The organism is Agromyces sp. Root81, from assembly GCF_001429165.1.
Classification (GTDB): Bacteria; Actinomycetota; Actinomycetes; order Actinomycetales; family Microbacteriaceae; genus Agromyces.
On record NZ_LMIR01000002.1, the window covers coordinates 970,969 to 992,936 of the forward strand.

A 21,968-nucleotide genomic window follows, 5' to 3' on the forward strand; every position below is an offset into this window, starting at 1 on the left:
CGCACCAGGTATCGGCGGCGACGGCCTGGGTACGCGACCCCTGGATGTTGGGTATTGGGTTACTCGTGCCCTTCTGGCATGGGAGAGTTGACAGGCCGCCTTGATAGAAGGGTTTGGGATGCCGACGCAGTGGCCTCTTTCTGAGCCTGACCTTCCGCGGAACCCGGACCTTCAGGAGCTTCGGGCACTCGTTCTAGAGCACCTCCGCGAACAGGGTTTCAGATTCAATGAGGCCGGCCTTCTTAGCCCTGTGCCGCAGGACAAGATCGCCGTCCGACGGCTGCACGAGCATGCCGTTGCGGCCCAGAGGGACCGGGCGCGACCGGCCCTCGCTTCGCACGATGCACGGTTCGCGCTTCGACTCGTTCGCGGTGAGCAGCTTGACCCTGCACGGATCAAGCCCCGCATGATCATTCTGCCGCCAGGACGGTCTGACCTCGCTCTCTTGTGGCGATGGTGTTCGTTGCACTGGTCCATCCCAGTCTCGAGCGGCTACGGACGTCGGATCCGAGCTCTCGTAGTCGACGATGGTCACGAAGGAGCTGTTATGGGTCTCATTGGTCTGGCCGACCCAGTCTTCTCACTGCGCGTTCGTGACGACGCAATCGGCTGGGACCCGCAACGGCGGTCGGAGAAGCTGACGAGCGTAATGGACGCATTCGTCCTTGGCGCCGTCGAGCCCTACAACCGCTTGATCGGAGGCAAGCTCGTTGCGATGCTGCTACAAAGCGACCAGCTGCGAGACGAGTTCGAGGCCAGGTACGGTCACCGGCGGACGCTGATCAATGGGCGAGATCCGCACGCTCAGCTGGCCCTCATCACAACGACATCTGCGCTCGGAACCTCGTCGATTTACAACCGCGTACTCCGTGAAGACGGCCAGCGCGCGATGACGCCCGTGGGCTTCACGAAAGGGACCGGGGATTTCCATCTCTCGGGTGAAATCTATGACCAGCTGGTCCGCGTTGCGCTGGCCGCAACCCCTGACGGCATCTCACACCGGCATGAAAGTTGGGGCACGGGTTTCCGGAACCGCCGAGAGGTCGTACAGCGGGCACTGACTGCGCTCGGCTTCAGCCCAAGCCGGATGCGCATGCATGGGGTGGCCCGAGAGGTCTACACGGCACCGCTCGCGAGCAACTCTTTCGCCTGGTTGCGCGGAGACGAAGCTGCGCTTGAGTGGAATACGGTCACGTCGGAAGAGATCGGTAGGTGGTGGCGGCAGCGTTGGGCAATGCCGCGATCCGAACGCGATCAGTCATGGCGCACATTCGACCCCGCGACTTGGCGGATGTACGGCCCAGCTTCGACGATGGAAGAGAAGTCCAATGGTGATGCCGATTCTGCTTTCAGTCAAACCTCGCTTCGCGGCGAAACTGCTTGACGGCACGAAGGCCGTTGAACTTCGACGGTCATTTCCGACACTCGACGGGACGGAGGCATTCATCTACGCTTCCACCCCGGTCCGGGCAGTCATTGGCGTGCTCCAGATTGTCGAAGTTCAGGTATCGCCTGTGGAAGAGATCTGGGATGCTCACAACCAGCACATGGCCCTGCAACGGCACGAATTCGACTCGTACTTAGCGGGAAGGACTCGGGCGTGCGCACTCCTGGTCCAGTCCCACCGCAGGTTTGAGCAGCCTGTGTCCCTCGCGGAACTGCGTCACGCAGGGCTCACCCCACCTCAGAGTTTTCGCTACATCAGACCGGGTGATCTTCTGCACGGGAAGCAATAGTCTTAGTGTTCATCGGCCACCCCCGATGCCGCGCTGATGATCATGTGAGTCGGTGTCTGATCCATCCATGCGCAGCTGGCAGTATCTAGTTAAAGGTGTCGGTGGTTGCGGCTATCGTCATCGCAAGAGGAGAGAAGGGGACCGCAGTGATTCGTGTACCCGACAGCGTTCAACCAGTATCCGAGATCGACCAGGCGACCCGGCAGGAAATCGTCGATCTGCTGTATTTCCTCCCGGTCCTTTACCCAGGTGGCGCGGAATGGCTCACGAAAAGGCTGATCGATGTTGAGCGGGGTCGCGCTTGGGCCGACTTGGTTCGCGTCAATGGAGAACTCGTGGGCATCTCTATTGCCCTGAAGAAGCCCTCCGGCAGGCTGAAGATTTCGACGCTGTTCATAGCCCCTGAGGCCCGCTCACACGGTTATGGTTCGGCCCTCCTCGACAGAATGCTGAAACGTGCAGCGGAGAGTGGTGCGCCCGAGGTGTACATCACTGGGGCATCAACCGTTCGCGCACAGTTGGAACCATTGCTCTCCTCGCGCGACTTTGAACGCGTTGCATTGGAGCAAGGCCGCTACGGCCCCGGGCGCGACGAGGACATCTACGTTCGCCGCTGAGCGAACGCAGCTCAGTCGCGAGGGCCGATGACACGGATGAGGCGGAACAGCCAGCCTTCGAACCGGTGATACGTGTCACGCACCCAGCGGGCCGCGCTCTGCAATGCACCAGTCCACTCGAGCACGTAACCGATGGCTGTCACAAGCACAGCGAAGCTGATGTACGGAACGAGGCTGAGGAGCCACGTTCCGAATCCCGTGGCTATGTCGATCAACTCCGCGCGAGGCGTGAGGTCGAACAGGAACCAGCTGAGGCCGACCGTCAGAAGCGCGGCGAGGATGGCCGTCGGCAGCGCCCAAGGACGCGTGTCAATCTTGAAATCGGTGAAGATCCGGGTCGGTTTATTAATCGTCACCCAGCCGGCGTACGGGTCGCGAGTCGGCTGATCGGGTTCCGACAATGCTGGCGGACCATTCGTTGTGACTCGCTTCGTCGTTGTGGTCGACGATGACGTACGTTCGTTGTTCGTGGCGCTGGTCGACTCAGTCGCTGAGACTGTCTCGGTCGTTTCCGAAGTCACGACTGCCTCAGCGGGCGCGGTCGCTGCACCGTTCGCTGACTTGAAACGCCAGTAGTAGACGACAAGGCGTGACCGACGGGAAAGCTCAGGTGCCCGATCCAGATAGTCCGCCCACACACGCCCTTCCAATAAACGGATGTACCGCGGGTCCGGATGCGTGGTCCGGCCGTGCAGCCAGATCGGTGCCATTACGAACGCAGCAATGGACTCGATGGGACGGACACGGTCGATGAGCTCGGTACCGCCTGGAACTTTCTTCGAACTACGCAAGTCGGAGATGCGGAAATCGAGAACAGCACCAGTCCGTTTGAGCCTCGTCTTCGTCCACTGCCAGGTTCGCCCCGTGCTGCTCACCGGGAACCTGAGTCGAACGTATGCTTCCTGGCCGGGTTCGATCCGCGCGGCTAGTGGAACATCCCACAGCGAGAAACCTGGGGACGTGTACTCGTCTGCACGCGTAGCCGCTTTCGCACGTACGTCGATCACTTTGAAAGGGCCGTTCTCGTAGTCGAGCGTGCTGTCGTTTATGGCCGTGATCTGTGAATCGAAGATGAGCGCAGCGATCCGTGGGTCCATGACCTTGTCGAAAAGACTCTCCGGCTCGAGAGTGTCGAATGGGAGTGCGAGCGAGATCTTGCTGACCGGTTCCTGCGTCGCCTTGATCCGGATTCCGACATCGAATACGAACATCCGGCGGTGCACACCGATTGCGGCGAGGGACCACAGGTTCAGATGAAGCCGGGTCACCTCGAAACCGGTGCGTTGCTCAAGGTCGGCGGCATCGAGGACGGCGAAGAAGGTCAACTAGGCCTCCAATTCATAGGACACACGGACCGAAACGGCCGGGTTCCGGGGGCGATTATGCGCCGCCTCGCTGAGATCGACAGAACCAATCTTGGCGAGCGCGTCGGAGATCTCAGACAGATCACCCAGCGGGAGCAGGTGGGTTTGCCTGATTCCGCGAGAATACTCAACCCCACGGTAGTGGGTTGGAGCGAGCATCTGGACTCGTACGTCCGGATGAGCTTCGCAGAATAGTGCAACGGCGATGGACTGCATCTTCGAGCCGAATGGCAGGACTGTGAGCCTGTATCGATGTTCGGCCCGTTCGTACTCTGCTTCGAGAACCCCAAGGGTCTCCTCGTAATTCAGGGTTGAAGTGATCTTCGGCTGGATGGGGTGGTCGGCGTCACCTGCCGAGTTGATTCGAATCATGGCGTCCAGGCGCCATTCGTCCTCTTCGCGTGGGGGCCGGCCCGCGACGTAAGTCACGGACGGGTGGGGCACGTCGACGTTGAATGAGGTATCGATCCGGTCGAGGGAGGCGCGCACTCTGTCGGCGTTGAAGCCACAGATAACAAGCGCGCGTTCGGGAGCTGGGTCGATCTGTTGTCCGGGACGTTCGATGAGGTGGGTCTCGTCGTCCGCATCGAAGTCCAAGCCCAGCGTTGTCGCGACAGGTTCGCCGTTGCTTGCATCGGCGATGAGCTTCTCAGCCACAGCTGGAGTTGGGGCGTAGTCCATGGCTTGGGTGTAGAACACGTCAAGTCGCAACCGTCGCGAAGATCGGCTGAGTTCGAACAGCACGCGGAGCACACGAAGGATGAAACGTCCGCTGCAGCCACTGACATCGAGTACGACGGACACCTGGTTAACGTCACCCACCTGCCCGATGAGACGGGCTAGCGACTGGTCGAAAACATGGTCAGCGCATCCGCCGTCCAGCGAGATACTTGTACCCCCGAGGCGGATGATCGCCTCATCGAGTTCGGCCCTTCGGGCCGCGTTGTTCTCCTTGTTCGTCGTGAACTCGAGCACGATGGTGAGGTCGACCGTCGCGCCCGCGCCTGCAAGCCGTTGCGCAACACTTGATGCCCGATCCTCGAAACCGTTCGCGACGATGAGGACGTTCCATGCTTGGCCAAGTAGTGCCGAGTCGTCGCCAACCGGTTGCAGCCGAGGGAGCTGCGCGATGACGTTGGTAGCGGTGATCTCCTGGATTCGCATGCCTAGGCTTCCTCTCCGGGACTCCACAGTTCCAGGTGGGGCGGAGCCGTCGTCTTCGTGCGCCGCGCTCGGTAGTCATCGAGGAAGAGCTTCGGGTCGGAAAGGAATGACCCGAATCCGGCCGGGTCGGTCTTGACCGCGTCGTTCTTCCCGAGCCCTGCGCGGAATGCGGGCAAATAGATGCGGCGGAAATGCCAGCGGAGCGTTGTGAGACGCTCATGGCGGCTGCGGCCCACATCCAATTCGATGAAGACAGCTCGCCGCAGTAGTTCGCGGGTGAAGCGAATCTGAGCCGGAGTGAGCAGCGCGCTCACGCTACCTTCGTCGTCCACTTCGATCCTCGGGATCTGCACGGGAACGTCCACCCCGGCTTCGCGGTTCGTCGCTTCAGCGAGCATCTGACTCACGAACGTGCCGAACGCGGTTGCATGAAAGTGCATTTCTTTGCCTAGCGGGCGATGATGAGTGACCACGCGCAGAAGGCGCCGACTGACGTCCTGAATCGCTCTGCTTTGCTCTGACGGGCTGACGCGGTTCCGGCTCTCTTCGTTTCGGTTCGCGAGAATGCTCCGGTACACCAGCAGCAATGTAGAGATGTCTCCAGAGCAGAGACTCGCGATGGTCTCCATCCCGTGGTACGCCGAGGACGCACTACTACCCTTTTGGCTCAACTGCTCCGCAATTGCACCCAATGTGCTCGACCGACCGATCAGCTCGTCTGGGGTACCTTTCCAGCCCGCTGCGCTCAGCCGGTTGATGAGCAGGTCTTCAGCGAACTTGAGGTTCCGCTGGTCGTTGGCTCCGAGGAACTCTGTCCCGCAGTCGATTTCGATGCGCTCGCGTGCAAGGTCGACGGTGAGCTCGCCACCTTGATAGTCCTCGACCGAACCGTACTTCTCGCTTGAGACCTTGAACAGGTGGCTTGACCTGCGCTCCCAGACAATCGGAAGCAAGCATCGCTGCACTTCCTCCGACAGCCGGTGCGTGCTGAAGTCATCGAGGAGGAAAGCGATGGGATGTTTCTTGAAAAAGGGTAGGAGACCAGCAATCTGCGACGTGATGTCGCCAAGAAAGCTGAGGCCGGTTACAGGTTCACTCGGCTTGGTCCCGTCATGAAGGCGCAGCTGCGAGGCGAAGATCGCGGCCTCGACCGTGTCGAACGCAGAACGGAGGGGGTCACCGCCGAAGATTACGTTCGCGTTCTGTGGCAGGTACTGGTGGAGAAGTTCAGCGATGGCTCGTGCCTGATTCTCCCCGAGACCGAACACACTGACGCTGTCATTGCGTTTACTCAGTGCCAACAGCGTCGCGAGCAGTTCACGCGCATGGATGAGGTTGAAGTAGTGGAGGATCTCGGCTCGGTGCTCAGTGACTTGGGCTTCCGTCCGGAACTCAGCGAACCGGTTCTGGAAGTCAGAAGTGCACGATACGTAAACGCCCGCAACATTCAATTGCTGCATCGGGACCGGCTCGTCGCGCCGAGCAGCATGGGCCCGGAGGCTGAGCCACCGCATCACCATGCTCTTGCCGCAGCCGCGCGGCCCGGTCAGCAGCAGGGGGTCCTTGGACGTGACCTTCTCGACCCAAGAAGCGTGTGCGAACAGCCGGAGGAGGAGATCGTCGCTCCCGATCTGTTCAGCACTGATGTACTCAAATGGGTTCGTCATCGGAGACGAACTGGTATCGCCGCCGTATTGCGCACGGGTGTACGCGTCGCGGAATCGGTCCGCGATGGCCGTGCCCCGCAGACTGCGGCTCGCGTCATCCTCGGTAAGGAACTGCAGTAGCTGTCGAACCTCACGAAGGAACCGACGGTCAGCAAGCGTGAGATTCCGACGCGCATGCACGGCGTTGTGCATGAGAGCAATGTGATGGGCAAGGTGGTGAAGATCGTCCCACGGCTTGACCGTCGATGCCGTCGGTTTCATGCTGCCTGTGTCAACAATCACCGCTTGCTGCCGGACCTCATTGTCTGAGTACGATGCCTCGCCACGGTGAGCCGGGCGGATCAGAATGTTGTTCGCATGCAGATCGTCATGGGCGAGGTCCTTGGCATCTAGCGCGTCCAACGCCCTTGCCATCTGTTCGACGAACTCAAGGATCGTTCGCGTCGTAATGTGCTCGGTCTGAGTTTGTAGGAACTCGTGGAGCGTGACGGCGCCGTCGACCCATTCCTCAACGATGACAGTGAACTGGCGGCCGGAACGATGGGTCCACGCCTCAACGTCGACACATTGCGTGAACAACGGAACGGGAAGCCCCTGGCGAATCTTGAACTCGTGCTCTATCTCACGTCCGTCAAGGTCTTCGATTGGAGTGAATTTGGCTGCGTACCGATTCTTGTAACGGTCCTCGACGAGCCACACGATCCCCTTCTGGCCATACGCAACGAACTCGACGGCGGTGTACTCACGGCTGGCAGAGAACTTGCCGCTCTCAAATGCTGACGCGTCGCGAAGGAGATCGACGGTGGCTTCATCCAACTGCAGCGGCACTGACATGGTCAGTCCTTTATATACGTCCAAATGCTTCTTGTGGACTGCGCAGCAGGCGGGGCGTGGTTCTGAGCGAAAGATCGGAGACCGGGCGACTTCGTCGGAACTCACGCCCACTAGGTGCACCGCCGCATCTTCGGAGGCTGGGCACGGAAGATCAGGAGTCGTCGGATCTGCTCGATGCCGCTGGAAATGTTCGGTTCATCGATTTTCGGCGTAGCCCAGGAGCGGAAGGTGACGTACCCGACGAGGATGCCCGTCACGACGCTGACGATGCCGATGAGACAACAATCGAGGGTGTTGAAGAGCCAGAGCCAGAGTGCAATCGCAACGAATGTGCTGCTGTTCCGCGCCGTGGACGTGGACACCACCGATGTTGTCCCGACCAGCTTCGATGTCACTCATGGGTTGAGCTTCCCGCCACCCGCGCATCTGTGCGTCGGTCGACGCACTGGACAGATGACTCAGGATTGGAGCCACCATGACGGTTGAGCCCGTGGTAGCGCCTGACGGCTTCAAGGACCTCCTAGCTTGGTACTCGAACTCCGGAAAGATCAATTCATCGTCTGGCGACCCGATTGATCTCTGCCCGGCAGCGATCCTGGAGCTACTTGTTCCCCCGCAGTCGACGTCGCGCGGGCCTCGGCGAGCACCGCCGCAATGCGGCCGGCCATGAGAAGGTTTGCCGCAGTACCACCACCGAACACGGCCATTCGAGTGCACAGCCAGAGCGTCACGTCCCAGTCGACATCAGGGTCGCTGTTCGGGTTCAGTATGGCGAGCAGTGGCGACAGTCCCGGCAGGAGGGCACCATCGGGGGCGAACTGAAACGCGGGGAGAAACGTCTTGCCGCGAAATGAGACTTGAAGAATGTCGCCCATCGCCACAAGCTCGTCGAGGCGCTCCGCACTGATTCGCAAGTCGCGCATGACGGTTTCGCGGGTGTAGTACGGCCCGACCACTCGATTCCACATGGCGCCCGCCTGTTGTGCCGCTTCTTTGTCGACCATGGTGGCTCCTCTTCTAAGTACAAGGCCTCGTCAGGCTTCAGCCGCCGCGGCCGGCCAGTGGTGGCCGTTCGATACTTGGCAGCGCGACCCATTCCCAGTTGAGGGTTCGGAGGTCGAGCACGGCAAGATTGCCGGCCCGGAACTCGTTCGCGAGCGAGTAGATGCGCCTCCCGTCGTCGAGCTGCCGTTCACCTTTCACGTGCATGTGCCCGTGGGCGAGGATCCGGGGACACACACCCTCCCAGACGGAGGTGACCCTCGCACGTGCGGCGGCTGAGTAGGCCTGTGCCTCAGCACCCCAATGGCCCCGTTTCATCTCCTCAGCTGCTTCGAGCGTTCCGCCGTCGACACAGTCGTGGGTGAGTAGGACGTCGACCCCGCCGCCCGACATCGCGTACGAGGCTTCGGCATCTGTCGGTGTCTCCTGCAGCCACCAGTCCCTGCCTGGCACGCGGGCTTCGAAATCCATCGAAGCCGCACCGCCGAACGAGAGGAACGACCGACCGTCGAGTTCGAACCGAAGGCCGCGCGGCAGCGCCCACACATGGTCACTCAGCGGCACCGCGTGGCTGGGCCGGGCCGCGAACGCAGCGTCCAACAAGGCCCAGTCGTCGTGGTTGCCGGGTGTGAGGAGCACCCGGTCGATGCCGGACCGGGCGCACCAGTAGTCGAGTGTGCCCAGGAACCCGGGCGGACGCTCCCCGGACCAGATGCCGAGGTCCCCGAGATGGAGGATCGTACGGACGCCTGGGTGCTGGCGAGCCAGCGCCGGTATCGCACGCTGAACCCAGGAGACGTTGCCGTGCCAGTCCCCCGCCACCGCGACAACGTGCTCGTCGCCGGCCGATGTCATTGCGGGCGCTCCTGATGCCCGTCGATCTCCTCGATGCTGACGACCGTGGACGAGAGCCGGTTCGAGACGAGATACTCGGCGTCAGCCAGTCGCTCAGCCTTGAAGAAGGTGAACCAGGCGCTCTGCCCGACTGTGAGGCGCTCAATCCTGCATGGAATCGGCTCGCCATCGCGATACAGCGCACGCTCACCATCATCCGATTGGATCGGGGCCCGAAGCATCGCGACCTGCCCGCCCGGTCGTAGGTGCAGGAGGTAGATGCTCCCGCTCACGGTACGCACTCGGTACCAGCCGGCAGGCGAATCAGCATGGAGGCAGTCGATCATGACCAACCGCCGCGAGAGAGCTCAGTTCTTGCTGTCTGTCCGTCCGGGCCAGAGGTCCACGCCAAGGCCACGTTCGAGCTTCGCGATGGTGTACAGGTCTGGCCATCCTCGTCCCGCGAGGAGCGCAMGGTCGCCGATGGCGATCCGGACATTCTCGGCGAACTGCCGCGCGACCTCTGCAATTGGATCTGCCGCTTCCAAGTCAGGCCACCCGGGCGCGAGCTCCGTCTCGATCACGTGCGGGCGAGTTTTCTCCCATTGGTTATTTTTATCACCATTTGGTCTTGTGGACAAGATCCCCGCGATTTGGTCGCCCATCGCGCTAGCGACGAAAGCCGGAGTTGGTCGGCATTTCAGGCAGTGTTGCGCAGAAACCTAGCAGCGTTGAGCGTGCGGCGAATCTCAAGCGTGGCGATAAGGAGGACTGCGATGGACGCGACATAGAAGAGGACGCGCAACAAGACTGTTGAGTCACTGAGGATGAGCGCGAGGAACATTAGAAGCATTCCGAAGTCCATCAGAATACGAGCAGGCCCACAGAATCGAGCGCGCTCTGCAACGGCGCGGACAAGGCCGCTACGGCGAGGATCGAGTTCGACCTGTCCAAAGACTTGCTTCAGGAGGGCACTTCGCTCTTCTGGTGGCAATGGATCGAGAGGTTCTGTCCACGCTGCGAGACGTCCAGTCGCCGCAGCCCACCCCGCGCTGAGGATGCCGACCAACGCGCCCACGGCGGCGACAACTAACGAGGCTTGGGGGCCGGTGACCGCCGCAGACAGCAAAACGAATCCTCCAGCTACGACGATGAAACCGCAATAGCCAGCAGTGAGGACCCAGGCTCGACGCTTGTAAGCGCGCTCGTGGAGCGGAGGAAACGTTCGCCTTGCAGCGAGTTCTGCAGCTGCCCATCGGTTCGTGGCGGGTTGCTCTTCCATCTTCGAGTTCGACTCAACTCTCCGTGTGATCTTCTTGCTGCGACGTGCAGGCTAATAGTCTTGCGGGGGTGGCACTGATCTTGGACTACCATCGTCACTTTACGAGCAAATACCAAGCCATCGCCCGGTACTCTTGCAATCCGATAGATACCACAACCGATGGGAACAGAATGGCAGGCCTCGAGTTCGCCGTCGGCGTCATTGTCTTCGTTGTCGGGCTCACCGCGTTCGTTGCTCTTCACGAACTCGGTCATCTAATACCGGCCAAGCGGTTCGGCGTCGGCGTCAAGCAGTACATGGTTGGTTTCGGTCCAACCTTGTTCTCGCGTCGAGTTGGCGAGACTGAATACGGCTTGAAGCTCCTCCTCCTCGGGGGTTACATCTCGATGGAGGGTATGTATCCACCGAAGCCTCCGGAAACGGAGGAGTACTCCAAGACACCATTCTTCGCGCTGAGCGCTCCAAAGCGCATTGCGATTATGTTTGGCGGGCCCTTCGTCAACTTGATCTTGGCTGTTGTCTTCTTTCTTCTGGCTTTCTGCGTCCTTGGCGCTCCGGCGGTCGGCGTGGGTGCAGTTTCGCAATGCACGCCCGCCTCTCTGACGTCCGAATGCCAGACCGGCGACCCCCGGTCACCCGCAGCCGCTGCGGGGCTCAGAGAGGGCGATATTGTCACCCGCATTGACGGTCGACCGGTAGCCAGCTGGGGTGATCTCTCGACGACGATTCAAAGTTCCGCGGGTGAGAATGTGGTTTTGGATGTGAGTCGCGGTGAAAAGACGGTGCCCCTCGAAGTTCAGATCGGCTCCATCTCTGACGGCGCCGGCGGTGAAATCGGATTCTTTGGAATGACACCGAGCACTGTACTGGTACCGCAGTCACTCGGTCAGGGATTCGTGACTATCGGGCAGACCATCTCGCAGAATGTTTCCGCCTTCGCGTCGTTGCCTGTGTCTGTAATGAATGCTGGCCGCTCGATCTTTACTGGCGAGGAGCGAAGCGCCGAGAGCCCTCTCAGCATGGTAGGGGTGGGCCGCGCCGCTGGTGTCATCTCATCTTCGGAGGCCATCAGCCCAGACGTGAAGGTTCAGACCTTCCTCACCATAATGGGATCCGTCAATCTCGCGCTCTTCATCTTGAACATGGTCCCGCTCCCGCCGTTTGATGGCGGGCACATCGCGGTTGCGTTGTGGCAGTCCTTGCGTGACTTCATAGCGAAGCGGCGAGGGCAACCAACTCGCGGACCCATCGATGTTTCTAAGCTGATACCGGTGACTCTGACCGTGTTCGCAGTTCTCGTCGGACTAACTCTGGTAATGACTGTCGCGGACATTGTGAACCCGATCATCTAACCAGGCCCAGTTACGAAAAGCCGAGGTATTTCGACTTCTCAACCTGACGACTCAGTCTGTGGGAGAAGGAGCCGCGTCGGGCAGCGATGTGATCGCTGAGCGTGCCACTCCACTCTCATTCCGTCGGCTTCAGGCACGCCGCGGCTCAGTGCAGATTGGCGTCTTTATCCTCAAAGTAGGGCACGCGCTACGAGCACGAGAACGAGCGCCGCCCCGAAGCTCCAGAAGAATCGTCCTAGCCCCATTAGTATCGCGATCCCTGCGTGCATGAGGCCGAGCAGCATGACCGCCAGCAGCGCTGTTGCGTTGCTAAGAGCAAACATGGGGCCCGCCGACAGCTCAAGCCCGATTACGCCCCACGAGGCGATGAAAGAGACTCGTGGGCTGTCGAGCAGAAATCGAGCCGCGTTCTCATTTCCCAGGTCAGGAACATTCATCACTAGGGCTAGCGTTCTGCCTTCTCGCCATCCTTTCACTCGTACCTTCGCTAGGCCGCTTTCGAAGTACGCGATACCGACTATGGCGATGACGGTCCAGCTCCATGCCAAGGGGAGCCATGCCGGTCCGGTTGTTGAAGCGTAGCCAACGCCAGTTAGAACAAGGACGACGATAAACATTCGGTCTGCACCGTCGTTGCTCTGCATTACGAAGGAACGCACGAGGAACGCTACAAGTAGGCCAGTGATGACGGCCCCGGCATGGGCTGATGAGTTGGTCGGCGACCAGGTTTGGAGCACGAAGGCGGCTACTCCGAGGAGGGCAAGCAGTGCTCCCAATGCCCCGATGATTGCACCTCGATGGCGACCGTATCCAAGCAGACTGGCGAGCCGCCGATGCGCAACAAGATCTTCCACGCCTGTGACCGTCGCTCCAACACCGATCAGCGCAAGTGCAATGTCAAGCATGGGTCCGGAACGGCCCAAGTTCCGCGAGTGCTTCAGGTGGGTCGGAGCTGAAGTATCCGCGATCCATGATCACCAGAACGTGGAATGTACGAGACGAATAGTCCGCCGGATGGCACTCACGTAGATAGATTTCGCCGGCCCTCTGTAGTTGGTCGGAGGAATAGCTCGCGGCTGCGCTGCCGTGACGCGCCGCATCAGCAATGACGGCGCGCGCGGCATTCCGCCGCAGCGCCCGATAGCGTCCAAAGGGGTTGATCAATGGCTCATACCAGTGCTTGACTCTCACCGGTTCGATGTGGGTGTCGCGGTCATTTGGATTCACGTAGTCAACAATTGCAATCCGGGTATCAAAGGACCCAGAGCCCTGACCAAACAATCCCCACGACGGCACACGAGAACTGAGGCGAAGAAACGTCGGGTTGCTCCCTATCGACGTTCGCGACCAGGCTCCCACATACACAGCAAGCTTTATCGCAATGAGCGCCCAAATGAGCGTCAGTCCTACTATTGCGAACACTAGTTCGCGACCCGTTGCCCGTAGGAAAGCGTGGTCACATCGAAGTGTGCGCCATCGCGGCGGGAAGCGAGATACACGAGCAATCCAGACAACCCGGTGAAGAGCCCTGGGTCGAAGGTGTAAGCCGGAGCGCCGCGGCGCGGGGCGAAGTTCGATGCCAGATGAGTGTCAATCATGGCAGCAGTCTGTCGAGCATCCTCGACGCCAAACATGGACTCATACTCCGCTGTACCTTGCACCATCACAGTGCCGAGCGAACCATGACATACGGAGGCAAAGTCGGGATCATGATGATTCGTTCTAGTCCGAAGCTTAGTGAGATTTCCTCCGCTTCCGCCGCTCTTCAGTCGAACGAGAAGTTGGCCGGCCGACCCCCAGCACCAGGAGGATGAAAACACACGACGTGTCGAATGTGAGTGTTCTTGCTCGGACGCGAGCTCGAGCAAGAGCGCGTCTTCAGCCTCAATACAAGTTCGGGCGGCTTCGTCTCGCTCCGCATCCGTAAGTGAGGAAGCAGACGCGAAAGCGAGCGCGACGCCGGACAGCCCGTGCGCGAGGCCTGCACGTAGGTTTCCGCTCGGGGCCGCGCGCGTTATCTGTGACGAAAGCGAGTCCAAAGCGGCGTCTTCAAGCGCCCTAAATCCGCTGTACTGAGTGAGGTCGCCCAGCCGTTGGAGGCCTACCGCAGTGCCTGCGAGCCCGCTCATGTACTCCCAATCATCTGGGAACTGTGAGTTCAACTCCAGATGGGAACCCATCTGGGATACCCACTGCAAGGTTTCGTGATCAGCGTGGAGCGATGCTACCGAAGCCAGAGCAACAAGGGGTCCGAGCGGGCCGTCCGAGAGTCCAAGCGTGACCGGAAAACCTTCGGATCTGTGCCTTGAAACGCTTTCGCCGACAACTTGAGCTAGATTGTCTCGGCAACGCAGATAGAGCGATTCGGCGCGTCTCGACTCGAGAGCAGCAACCCCGAGAGCGAAAACAATGCCTGCTTGTCCGTCGTAGAGGGCTGCCCCCGTAACGTCAAGCTGCCATCTCTCCGGGTCGTGTTCGAGGGACGTTGGCCACCAAAGCGTATCGCCGTAGGATTGCGCGTTCCGTTCCAGAAGGTCGACGATGCGTGCGATCTGTGGGCCAACACTGTCTCCGGCCGTTCTCCCGTCCATCTTCTTCGTGTTGCCTGGGTTAGCTGAGCCAAGGTCCAGGGCCCGCTCCACCAGCTTTCGTTGTGCGGCAAACTCTTGGGCGTTGAGCGACCCCAGTCTGACCGCAAGCTGTCGCTGTGGTGTGGATGAGGTCTGGTGGTCAGCACCCGTGTCCGAGATGATCGTCGCTGCTCGGAAGTTCCGCTCAAAGAGCGGAATCACCCCGGCGTTCAGCGCTTCCGCCTCGCACTCATTCACCCAAGCACCCAGCCGAGATTGGCGAAGGTTCTCGGTTACCGAGAACCGCGAAGTGCCTTGAAGTCTCGTGGCGTAGACCGACGTGTCCGTCGAGATGAAGCGTGACCGGATTCCGTCCACGCTCTCGATGATCCGGTGAATAGCTGCCTTGGTCTTGTGCTGTGCGAGGACTTCCGCGAGTTGGTCGAACCCTTCGAGAAGGTCAACTTCATACCCAGCAGCAGGAAACGTCTCATCTTCCGATTGAGGAAGATTGCCATAGGCTACGGCGGCCTCTGGTCGCTTGTAGGTATACCGGGGCACCCCATTCTCGAACGTGAGGATGCGCTCAGGTGCGCTGCGCTCGGGGTGTTTATACGATCCAAGCGCGGATATGTCGAATGCCTCGGCACTGTCGAACTGTTTGATCCAGTTGGGCAGGAGCATTGGAGTTAGGACGGTTGCAGGCGGCCGAATTAGTCGTCCGCTATCTGGATATAGCTCAAGTCGGGGGTCATAGTTGAAGAGACACTCCGCGTCCACAACCGCTGGCGAGCTGCCCGCACAGATCACGTTCTCTCGGTGTAAATCACTCATGCTAAGCGCATAAGCGATTGCAGCGAGTCCCCCGAATCGTCTGAAGAAGTCACTTCGTTCGGCACCATCTGGCGGGGACGAGTAGGCGACAAAGTCCTGAAAGCCATACTCGCCAAGGTCACGGGTGTCGGGGTGCATTGGCACCGATTCGGGGACACTCTCACGCACGTGGTCGAGCAACCGGGAAAAGACAATATCGACAGCCATCGGCCGCGGCTTGTATACGGAAAGAGGAGAGCCGTCGCTGTAGAGCAAAGCGACGGCCCCCCTCATGTGCATGTCGCCTAGGACTTTTACATGGCTCACGCGATGCAGCCGTCCTACGGCTAGCTCTCGTTCAAGGCGATCCGTCAACTCAGCGGCCGCTTTGGCATACACATCACTAGCGCGGTGCACACGCTTGGCAATCTCGCCGAGTGAGGCGTCCGCTTCGAGCTTCTGCCGTATCGCGTCGGCAGCTTCCCACAATGACTCAACATCGTCAGTTGTGACGTCAATGCCGCGCCGAGCCATGCGATCTGCGACCGCTGAGAATGCGATATTACTAACGCATTCGACGAATCCGATGACGTATGCACTGCGCACCGCGTTAGGCGCAAGAGCTGCACTTGTTGCAGAGTCTGTCTTCAGCCGCTGGTTGAGGATCTGCACTGATTCCCAGAACGGCAATGCCGCCCAATGTGAGAATCCGGCTCTACCACTGATCGCAATGTAGTCCCCGGGTGTCAGGGCTGAAGCACTGACCATTTCTAGTCGTCGAACCGGCCAGGCGCGACGCCGATGTCCTCGGACACGCTTGCACAGCTGCATGTAGTGGTACACGTGCCGCACACGGTGTACCCCGCCGACGCAGGCGATCCAGAGATCGTGACGTCGATTGGGAACCCCTTCCCCTCATACCCCTGGTAGAGGTCCTTGATGAGGATCTCATCAAGCGCTGAGGAACCCGCGGGAGACTTCACCCCGGCGAAGCCGTTCTTGGCAGAGCTCTTCAGGCTGGCGTTCATTTCTTCGAGCAACATGGATACTCTCCTTCGTTCGAAAACGGAGGAACTTCTACGTTCCCCCTCTGCCAACGTATGCGCGAATCCAGAACGAGTCAATGACACCCCGTCGGTGGTTCACCCGAGTCCATGGCACCCTCGTCGGTGGTTCTCACGAGTCCATAACACCCCGTCGGTGGTTCAATCGAGGTGGCGGTTCGCCTCCCACTCGGGTCGGAGGATGGCGTAAAGCGCGATATCGCGCCAGTCCCCCTCGCGCCACTCAGCTTGACGAATTGTGCCCTCGCGCGACATGCCGGCGGGCTTCGCTTCGAGGCGCTTCGGCGCAGCCTCCAAGGAGGTTGTCGCTTCAATGCGGTGAGCGGTCGTGTGGGTGAACAGGTAGTCGATGAGCAAGGTCAGCGCAGTGGTTGCTGCTCGCGTACGGCGATACTCAGGGAAGATGACGAAACCGACATTCCAACCCCTGTGCCTATTTGATCCTCCGTACCAGAATCCCGGAATCCACTGCACCTGGCCGACGAAGTTCTCCGCTGAATCCACGACGGCCAACAGACCGCCCTCCGGAGGAGCGAAAGGCTGACCGAAACCAGCTGGTTGAGGCGTACCGAAGTAGTTGAACCCATACCAGTGATACGGGCGCCAAACTTCAGGATCGCTTCGCCGAGCCTCGAGCTCGCTCATCATCGAAGGAGTAAGAGACGTCAATTCATAGCTCACGCTCATCGGTTTGTGAGTCCTTCCTCAAGACAAGATCGTTGCGCGTAGTGGGCTGCGTTCACGCTACCCGAGACATAGGTGCATTCGTTGACGCTCGCTTGTGGTTCCCATTGCCGCTACGAAATCGGATCAAAACACAGCTGGTCGCTAAGGCGTAGGAGTCATGCGTCGGGTTCGCAGTTCTTCTCGAGGTTCTGCTCTAGGACGTCACGTTTGCTCGCTGCCGCGTGCGGTCAGACCAGCGGATGACGACTTGTCCGATACCAACCTTGGATTCCGAGGTCGCACCCGTGTGCTGCGAGGTACCGCGTCAATGTGCCAATCTTTGCTTGCCCGGTTACTGTGCTCACCTCTATTTAGCCTCGCTGCGGCCGGATGGGATCTGAGGGGCGCGTGCCCTAGACGCAGCCCACCCGTTGACCCCGTCCAGTGTGTCTGGCCACGAGCAGCGGACACACAAGCCTTGAATGCGCATGCCGCCGCTCAGCCCTTGCTGTCTGTCCGTCCGGGCCAGAGGTCCACGCCAAGGCCACGTTCGAGCTTGGCGATGGTGTACAGGTCCGGCCATCCTCGTCCCGCGAGGAGCGCAAGGATCGTGCCGGTCGCCGATGGCGATCCGGACATTCTCGGCGAACTGCCGCGCGACCTCTGCAATTGGATCTGCCGCTTCCAAGTCAGGCCACCCGGGCGCGAGCTCGCGCGGTGTGGGTCGAGCTGGCCTGGGCATGGTTCGAGCGTAGACGAACCCGATCCGCCCAGCGGATGCCGTCTCGACTACTTGCGGGCGAGTTTTCTCCCATTGGTTACTTTTATCACCAACTACCCTTGTGGGCAAGTGGTCTCGCGGGTATTTTTATCCCCAAGGAGTGAGTAGACCTCAGACTTCGGCGACGTGGTCGACCACGCTTAGGTCGCCCATGAAGACGAACCACACCTAGGCGGTGACCCACCGTGACCTATGACCGCATCGAGTCGTTCGTGCCGAGCATGCCGGATCGGCACTGGTTGAATATCGCTGATGCTTGCCTTCTTCCTGTTGCAGTTGTGTCAATGACCGGCACGCCACGCTCACGATGACGGATCACACTGAAGGACCGCCAGACGTCGACGACGTCGACGCCTACACCGCCGCGTACACGCCGCGCCGGATCCCGCCGAACCACTGGGAGATCATTGCCCCGTTCGTGCGCACCGCGTACCTCGACTGCAGAAGCCGGCTCCCCTACCCGAAGCGACGAGTGCTGGCTGCGATTGCTGCGCACACCTACTGGTGCTGGCAGTCTGCTGGCATCGAGCTCAAGCGCGAGTTGGTCTTCGACCGGCGCGTCATTTCCGACGGCATCCGCAACGCCTTTCCCGGCAAATCCCCATCCACGCAAGCGAACGCGCGGGCCGTGCTGCTTCGTGCCGCAGAGGCGCTGAACCCCGACCCGTTCGGTCCCCGGCTTCCACCCCTCGCGAAGTCGGCCGCATCAGTGCCGTACTTGCCGGCTGAGCAAGCTCAGCTTCGGGGGTGGGCAAACTTTCAACGCAGCGAGAGCAGGCGGCGTGACGCCCGCGCCCTCCTCTCGCTTGGGTTCGGTGCCGGGCTTCCCGCAAAGGACCTCCTGCTCGTCCGAACAGACGATATTGCGTTCGATGCGGAAGGCGCCCTCGTGCACGTGAGCGGGCCGCGCGCAAGGGCCGTGCCCGTACTACGACAGTGGGAAGACCTGCTCGACGAGGCGACTGCGGCCTCCGCGCCCGGCCAGTACCTGTTCCGCCCCGAAGCGAAACGAGGAGAGACCAGCCTGGTCGGCGAGTTCGCCCTCCGCACGAAGAACCTCACCATTCAGTTGTCAGCTCCCAGGATGCGCGCGACCTGGATCGTCACGATGCTTGCCGGAGGTGTGCCCGCACGCACCCTGCTCGACGCATCAGGAGTGGCTTCCTTCGACACCTTCTCCCGCTACATACAGTTCGTCCCGCCCGAGAACGAGCACGCAGTGCGCTTCTCCCTACGGAACGCGGAGTTGAACGGCCCCGGCTGATGCCCGACACCGCCCCGCCTGACGGACGCCAAACCCGTGGCGGGCCGCAGACTCATTGGGATCTGCACCTCGTCGATTCTTGGCGCATAGGTGTCTTTGTGAGAAGTGTCTCTGAGCAGATTGCCGAGTACCGGCCAGTGCGGGTTCCCGCCGCGCACTGGGCCGTCATCGGCGACCGTGTCCGGGCGCTGGTCTGCGAGCTCGACCCACAAACTGTCGAGGTCGCCCGCATGCAGCTGATGCGTCTGACTCAGTACCTTGCCTGGTGCTGGCAGGTGGGGTACTCGCTCGAACATGCGTCGGTCACGAACCCGCGAATCCTGGACGACTACCTCACCCACATCGACCGAGTTCAAGGTCGCGCGACTGCCCGCAGCCACCGCGACAAGCTGAACGTCTACATCACTCGCCTCGCCGGCCCCGCCCGCCCAACCTTCTCCTCAACGCAAGTTCCGCTCGAGAACCAGCCCTACTCGCAGAGCGAGCTCACCGCCATCTCCGGTTGGGCTGCGGGCCAACCGACCGAGCGATGGCGGCACAACGCCTCGGCAATCGTCGCTCTCGCAGGCGGGTGCGGGCTCCGAGCCTCCGAGCTCATCCAGGTGCGGGGCCAGGACCTTCATACTTCGGGCGAGCGCATCGCAGTCCATGTGGATGGTGCACCGCCACGGTTTGCCCCGACCCTTGCCTTCTGGGAGCAGACCCTGCGCACCCTCCGGGACCACACCCACCCCGACGAGCACCTGTTCATCATTGAGGAAGGAGTCCGCAGCGCACGAAAGGTGCCCGCCTTCATCGCTCGCACCCGCGGCCAGAGCTTTCGACCAACGGCTGAACGCCTCCGAGCCACCTGGATCCATACACTCGTCGCCGCCGGTCTACCCGCGGACCTCATCCTCCAGACTGCGGGCCTCAAGAGCGCCATCAGTCTGAATCCATACCTCGCGCAACTCCCACGCCGGTCAGACTCCCCAGATACTTGGGCGCAGGTCCACGCTGCGGGGCAGCCATGACTCATGCCGGCCACCGCGCACTGTCAACCCTGCTCGAGCAGCCCGAGGCGGATGGAGTGCTCACTCGCCGAGACTGCATCCGCGGGCAGCGCGTGAACTTCATCACCTCATTCATCGACCACTCCGGCATCGTTGCTGAGCTCGAGACATGGCTCGCAGAGGACCGCGCTCACACCCGCCCGGGCGGCCGACCGCGCACCGTCTCGATGCGCATGGTGCTGATCTTGTTGTTCCTCCTCGCCACCGAGAACAGCCCGCTCACCGTCCACGAGATGGCGAAGATTCTCGACCACCGGCTCACCAAGACCACCCGGCGCGAGCACGAACTCTACGGCCACGGCAACCGCCGTCAGTGGTACGACCGAATCTGGCGAACCGTCAACACCATTCGCAGCATCCTCGACCCCGACCCACTCCGGGGACACCGCGGCCGAATCCTGCCCGTCCCCGTCTACAAGGAACTCCTCTCTGCCGTCGACCCCGACGACGCACAGAAACGGAAGGACCGCGCAGACCGATTCGCGAACCTGTTGCTGGAAGCGACCTACCAGCTCCTCCCCCGCGAGCACCGAAAATGGGGCGGCAACATCACCGTCGACGCCACCGTCGTACCCGCATTCGGGCGCCGCGTCCCCAAGAAGCACAACGACACCTACACATCCTCGGACCCCGAAGCGGGCCTGTACTACCGGTCAGCGAATGTGCGCGCGGACCTTCTCGACGACCTCCAGCACGGCCGACCAGGTCGACGTATACGCACCACCGAAGTCAGCATCTGGGCGTACGAGGCAAGCCTCGTTACCCAGTCGCCGAACGACCCCACCCGCCCGGCAGACTTCCCCATGCTGACCATTGGAATGGCGTTCCATAAGCCCGCCCTCGCCGCAGCCTACGAAGCGCTCAGAGCCATCCGGAGCATCCGCGACCGCGGCCACCCAGCGGGCTGGCTCGCCGGCGACCTGCTTTACATGCCCAACAGCATCCCCGAGGAATTCCAGCTCCCGCTCCGGGGGCTCGGCTACGAGCCGATCATGGACTACCGCATCGACCAACTCGGGCTGCAAGAAAACCATGCCGGCGCCATCATGCTCGACGGCGCTTGGCACTGTCCCGCCACACCCGAGAACCTCTACAACCCCGTCGGCGATCACCGGGCAAACCCTGACATCATCGACAAAGCCACCCGCGACGCCCGACTCCAGCAGCGGCGCAGCTTTGCCCTCCGACCCAAACAAGCGCCCGACCGCGACGGCTTTCAACCGCTCAAGTGCCCGGCCTCTGGCCCTGGCGCCACCGTCCTGTGCCCGCTCAAGAAACTCCGCGCCGGACAGACGACGAACGCCACCACCGTCGTGACCAACCCTCCCGAACATCCCGGCCCCATCTGCACCCGCCACACCTCGACCACATTTCCACCCGAAGCAGGCGCGAGATGGAAGCAGAAGCTCCCGTACATGCTGAAAGAGTGGAACGACCGCTACAGCACCGGCCGCAACGGCGTCGAAGGATTCAACGGCTTCCTCAAAGACCCCGCCCGCGAATCTCTCGCCGCGTCCGGGCGGCGCCGGCTCCGCGGCTACGCCGCCCAATACCTCCTCACCGCCGTCCTCGTTGCTGCAGCCAACATGCGAAAAATCGAGGCATTCCTCGAACAGACACGACACGGCCTCGAAGAAGCGCTCGAACGCAAACACCAGAAGCGACAACGCCGCAAGCGCCGAGCGGGCGGCCTCTCGAAGCACCTCCAGAAGGACGAGAACGCACCACTGCCCGTCGGTAGCGGCTGACCCAAGACCCAGCAACATCGCAAGGCAAAACAGCGGAGTCTGCCGCGCCCTCAAATCGCGATTGAGGTACTAGGAACGGCGATCTGACGCGTTCCAGTCCCCTCTGCGCTCGAAGCAACCTCGAAACATGGCCCGACTACACTCGCATTCGGCCCGGA

20 protein-coding genes are annotated in these 21,968 nt (G+C 61.2%); 7 read left to right on the forward strand and 13 right to left on the reverse strand.

Annotated features, from left to right (window positions below; genetic code table 11):
* Positions 1-118 precede the first annotated feature (118 nt).
* Together ASE14_RS09590 and ASE14_RS20055 are read left to right on the forward strand one after the other, a co-directional pair.
* Positions 119-1,384 carry a Druantia anti-phage system protein DruA gene (locus ASE14_RS09590; RefSeq protein ID WP_082600427.1) on the forward strand — a complete coding sequence of 422 codons (1,266 nt, stop codon included), beginning with the start codon at positions 119-121 and terminating at the stop codon, positions 1,382-1,384.
* Between the two features lie 498 nt (positions 1,385-1,882).
* Entirely contained in the window at positions 1,883-2,353 is a 471-nt protein-coding gene (locus tag ASE14_RS20055; RefSeq protein WP_162257724.1) for a GNAT family N-acetyltransferase, read from the forward strand.
* A gap of 11 nt (positions 2,354-2,364) precedes the next feature.
* Here ASE14_RS20055 and ASE14_RS09595 read toward each other — a convergent pair whose 3' ends face one another.
* Genes ASE14_RS09595 through ASE14_RS09605 form a run of 3 tightly spaced genes read right to left on the reverse strand, consistent with a single transcriptional unit; the run spans position 2,365 to position 7,382 of the window.
* Complete coding sequence (locus ASE14_RS09595; protein ID WP_056654023.1) at positions 2,365-3,678, reverse strand: hypothetical protein; 1,314 nt, start codon at positions 3,676-3,678, stop codon at positions 2,365-2,367.
* Positions 3,679-4,881 carry a hypothetical protein gene (locus ASE14_RS09600; RefSeq protein ID WP_056654025.1) on the reverse strand — a complete coding sequence of 401 codons (1,203 nt, stop codon included), beginning with the start codon at positions 4,879-4,881 and terminating at the stop codon, positions 3,679-3,681.
* 2 nt (positions 4,882-4,883) lie between these two features.
* Positions 4,884-7,382, reverse strand: a complete 2,499-nt coding sequence (locus ASE14_RS09605; protein ID WP_056654027.1) for a serine/threonine-protein kinase — start codon at positions 7,380-7,382, stop codon at positions 4,884-4,886.
* 174 nt (positions 7,383-7,556) lie between these two features.
* Here ASE14_RS09605 and ASE14_RS20515 point away from each other — a divergent pair, with 174 nt between their 5' ends.
* Positions 7,557-7,868, forward strand: coding sequence for a hypothetical protein (locus tag ASE14_RS20515; protein WP_157372917.1), 312 nt, complete (start codon positions 7,557-7,559; stop codon positions 7,866-7,868).
* A gap of 62 nt (positions 7,869-7,930) precedes the next feature.
* Here the strand turns inward: ASE14_RS20515 and ASE14_RS09615 are convergent, their stop codons facing one another.
* Genes ASE14_RS09615 through ASE14_RS20520 form a run of 5 tightly spaced genes read right to left on the reverse strand, consistent with a single transcriptional unit; the run spans position 7,931 to position 10,500 of the window.
* A complete protein-coding gene (locus tag ASE14_RS09615; protein WP_056654035.1) occupies positions 7,931-8,386 on the reverse strand; it encodes a hypothetical protein in 456 nt (151 codons plus the stop codon).
* Positions 8,387-8,423: 37 nt separating this feature from the next.
* Positions 8,424-9,239, reverse strand: a complete 816-nt coding sequence (locus ASE14_RS09620; RefSeq protein WP_056654037.1) for a metallophosphoesterase — start codon at positions 9,237-9,239, stop codon at positions 8,424-8,426.
* Entirely contained in the window at positions 9,236-9,565 is a 330-nt protein-coding gene (locus ASE14_RS09625) for a hypothetical protein (RefSeq protein WP_157372918.1), read from the reverse strand. The genes ASE14_RS09620 and ASE14_RS09625 overlap by 4 nt, the downstream gene beginning before the upstream one ends.
* A gap of 21 nt (positions 9,566-9,586) precedes the next feature.
* Complete coding sequence (locus ASE14_RS09630) at positions 9,587-9,883, reverse strand: hypothetical protein (RefSeq protein ID WP_200953303.1); 297 nt, start codon at positions 9,881-9,883, stop codon at positions 9,587-9,589.
* A gap of 35 nt (positions 9,884-9,918) precedes the next feature.
* Positions 9,919-10,500 carry a hypothetical protein gene (locus tag ASE14_RS20520; RefSeq protein ID WP_157372919.1) on the reverse strand — a complete coding sequence of 194 codons (582 nt, stop codon included), beginning with the start codon at positions 10,498-10,500 and terminating at the stop codon, positions 9,919-9,921.
* A gap of 68 nt (positions 10,501-10,568) precedes the next feature.
* On the opposite strand from ASE14_RS20520, the gene ASE14_RS09635 reads away from it, so the two are divergent.
* Positions 10,569-11,852 (forward strand): RIP metalloprotease, encoded by a 1,284-nt coding sequence (locus ASE14_RS09635; protein ID WP_157372920.1) that lies wholly within the window; start codon positions 10,569-10,571, stop codon positions 11,850-11,852.
* A 170-nt stretch (positions 11,853-12,022) separates the two neighbouring features.
* On the opposite strand, the gene ASE14_RS20525 is transcribed toward ASE14_RS09635, so the two are convergent.
* From ASE14_RS20525 to ASE14_RS20535, 5 genes are all read right to left on the reverse strand, one after another.
* Positions 12,023-12,757, reverse strand: coding sequence for a hypothetical protein (locus ASE14_RS20525; protein WP_157372921.1), 735 nt, complete (start codon positions 12,755-12,757; stop codon positions 12,023-12,025).
* Positions 12,750-13,079: a hypothetical protein gene (locus tag ASE14_RS20530; protein WP_157372922.1), complete on the reverse strand. Its 330-nt coding sequence runs from the start codon at positions 13,077-13,079 to the stop codon at positions 12,750-12,752. Before ASE14_RS20530 ends, ASE14_RS20525 begins: the two co-directional genes overlap by 8 nt.
* A 194-nt stretch (positions 13,080-13,273) precedes the next feature.
* Complete coding sequence (locus ASE14_RS20060) at positions 13,274-15,907, reverse strand: DUF4135 domain-containing protein (protein ID WP_162257725.1); 2,634 nt, start codon at positions 15,905-15,907, stop codon at positions 13,274-13,276.
* Positions 15,908-16,005: 98 nt separating this feature from the next.
* Entirely contained in the window at positions 16,006-16,278 is a 273-nt protein-coding gene (locus ASE14_RS20800) for a hypothetical protein (protein WP_056654048.1), read from the reverse strand.
* 162 nt (positions 16,279-16,440) lie between these two features.
* A complete protein-coding gene (locus ASE14_RS20535; protein ID WP_157372924.1) occupies positions 16,441-16,986 on the reverse strand; it encodes a GNAT family N-acetyltransferase in 546 nt (181 codons plus the stop codon).
* A 1,067-nt stretch (positions 16,987-18,053) separates the two neighbouring features.
* On the opposite strand from ASE14_RS20535, the gene ASE14_RS09650 reads away from it, so the two are divergent.
* The 3 genes from ASE14_RS09650 to ASE14_RS09660 are packed head-to-tail and all read left to right on the forward strand — an operon-like array spanning position 18,054 to position 21,810.
* Positions 18,054-19,010, forward strand: coding sequence for a hypothetical protein (locus ASE14_RS09650; RefSeq protein WP_056654054.1), 957 nt, complete (start codon positions 18,054-18,056; stop codon positions 19,008-19,010).
* Positions 19,010-20,023 carry a hypothetical protein gene (locus ASE14_RS09655; RefSeq protein ID WP_157372925.1) on the forward strand — a complete coding sequence of 338 codons (1,014 nt, stop codon included), beginning with the start codon at positions 19,010-19,012 and terminating at the stop codon, positions 20,021-20,023. Before ASE14_RS09650 ends, ASE14_RS09655 begins: the two co-directional genes overlap by 1 nt.
* Positions 20,020-21,810, forward strand: coding sequence for a hypothetical protein (locus ASE14_RS09660; protein ID WP_157372926.1), 1,791 nt, complete (start codon positions 20,020-20,022; stop codon positions 21,808-21,810). Before ASE14_RS09655 ends, ASE14_RS09660 begins: the two co-directional genes overlap by 4 nt.
* Positions 21,811-21,968: the final 158 nt, after the last annotated feature.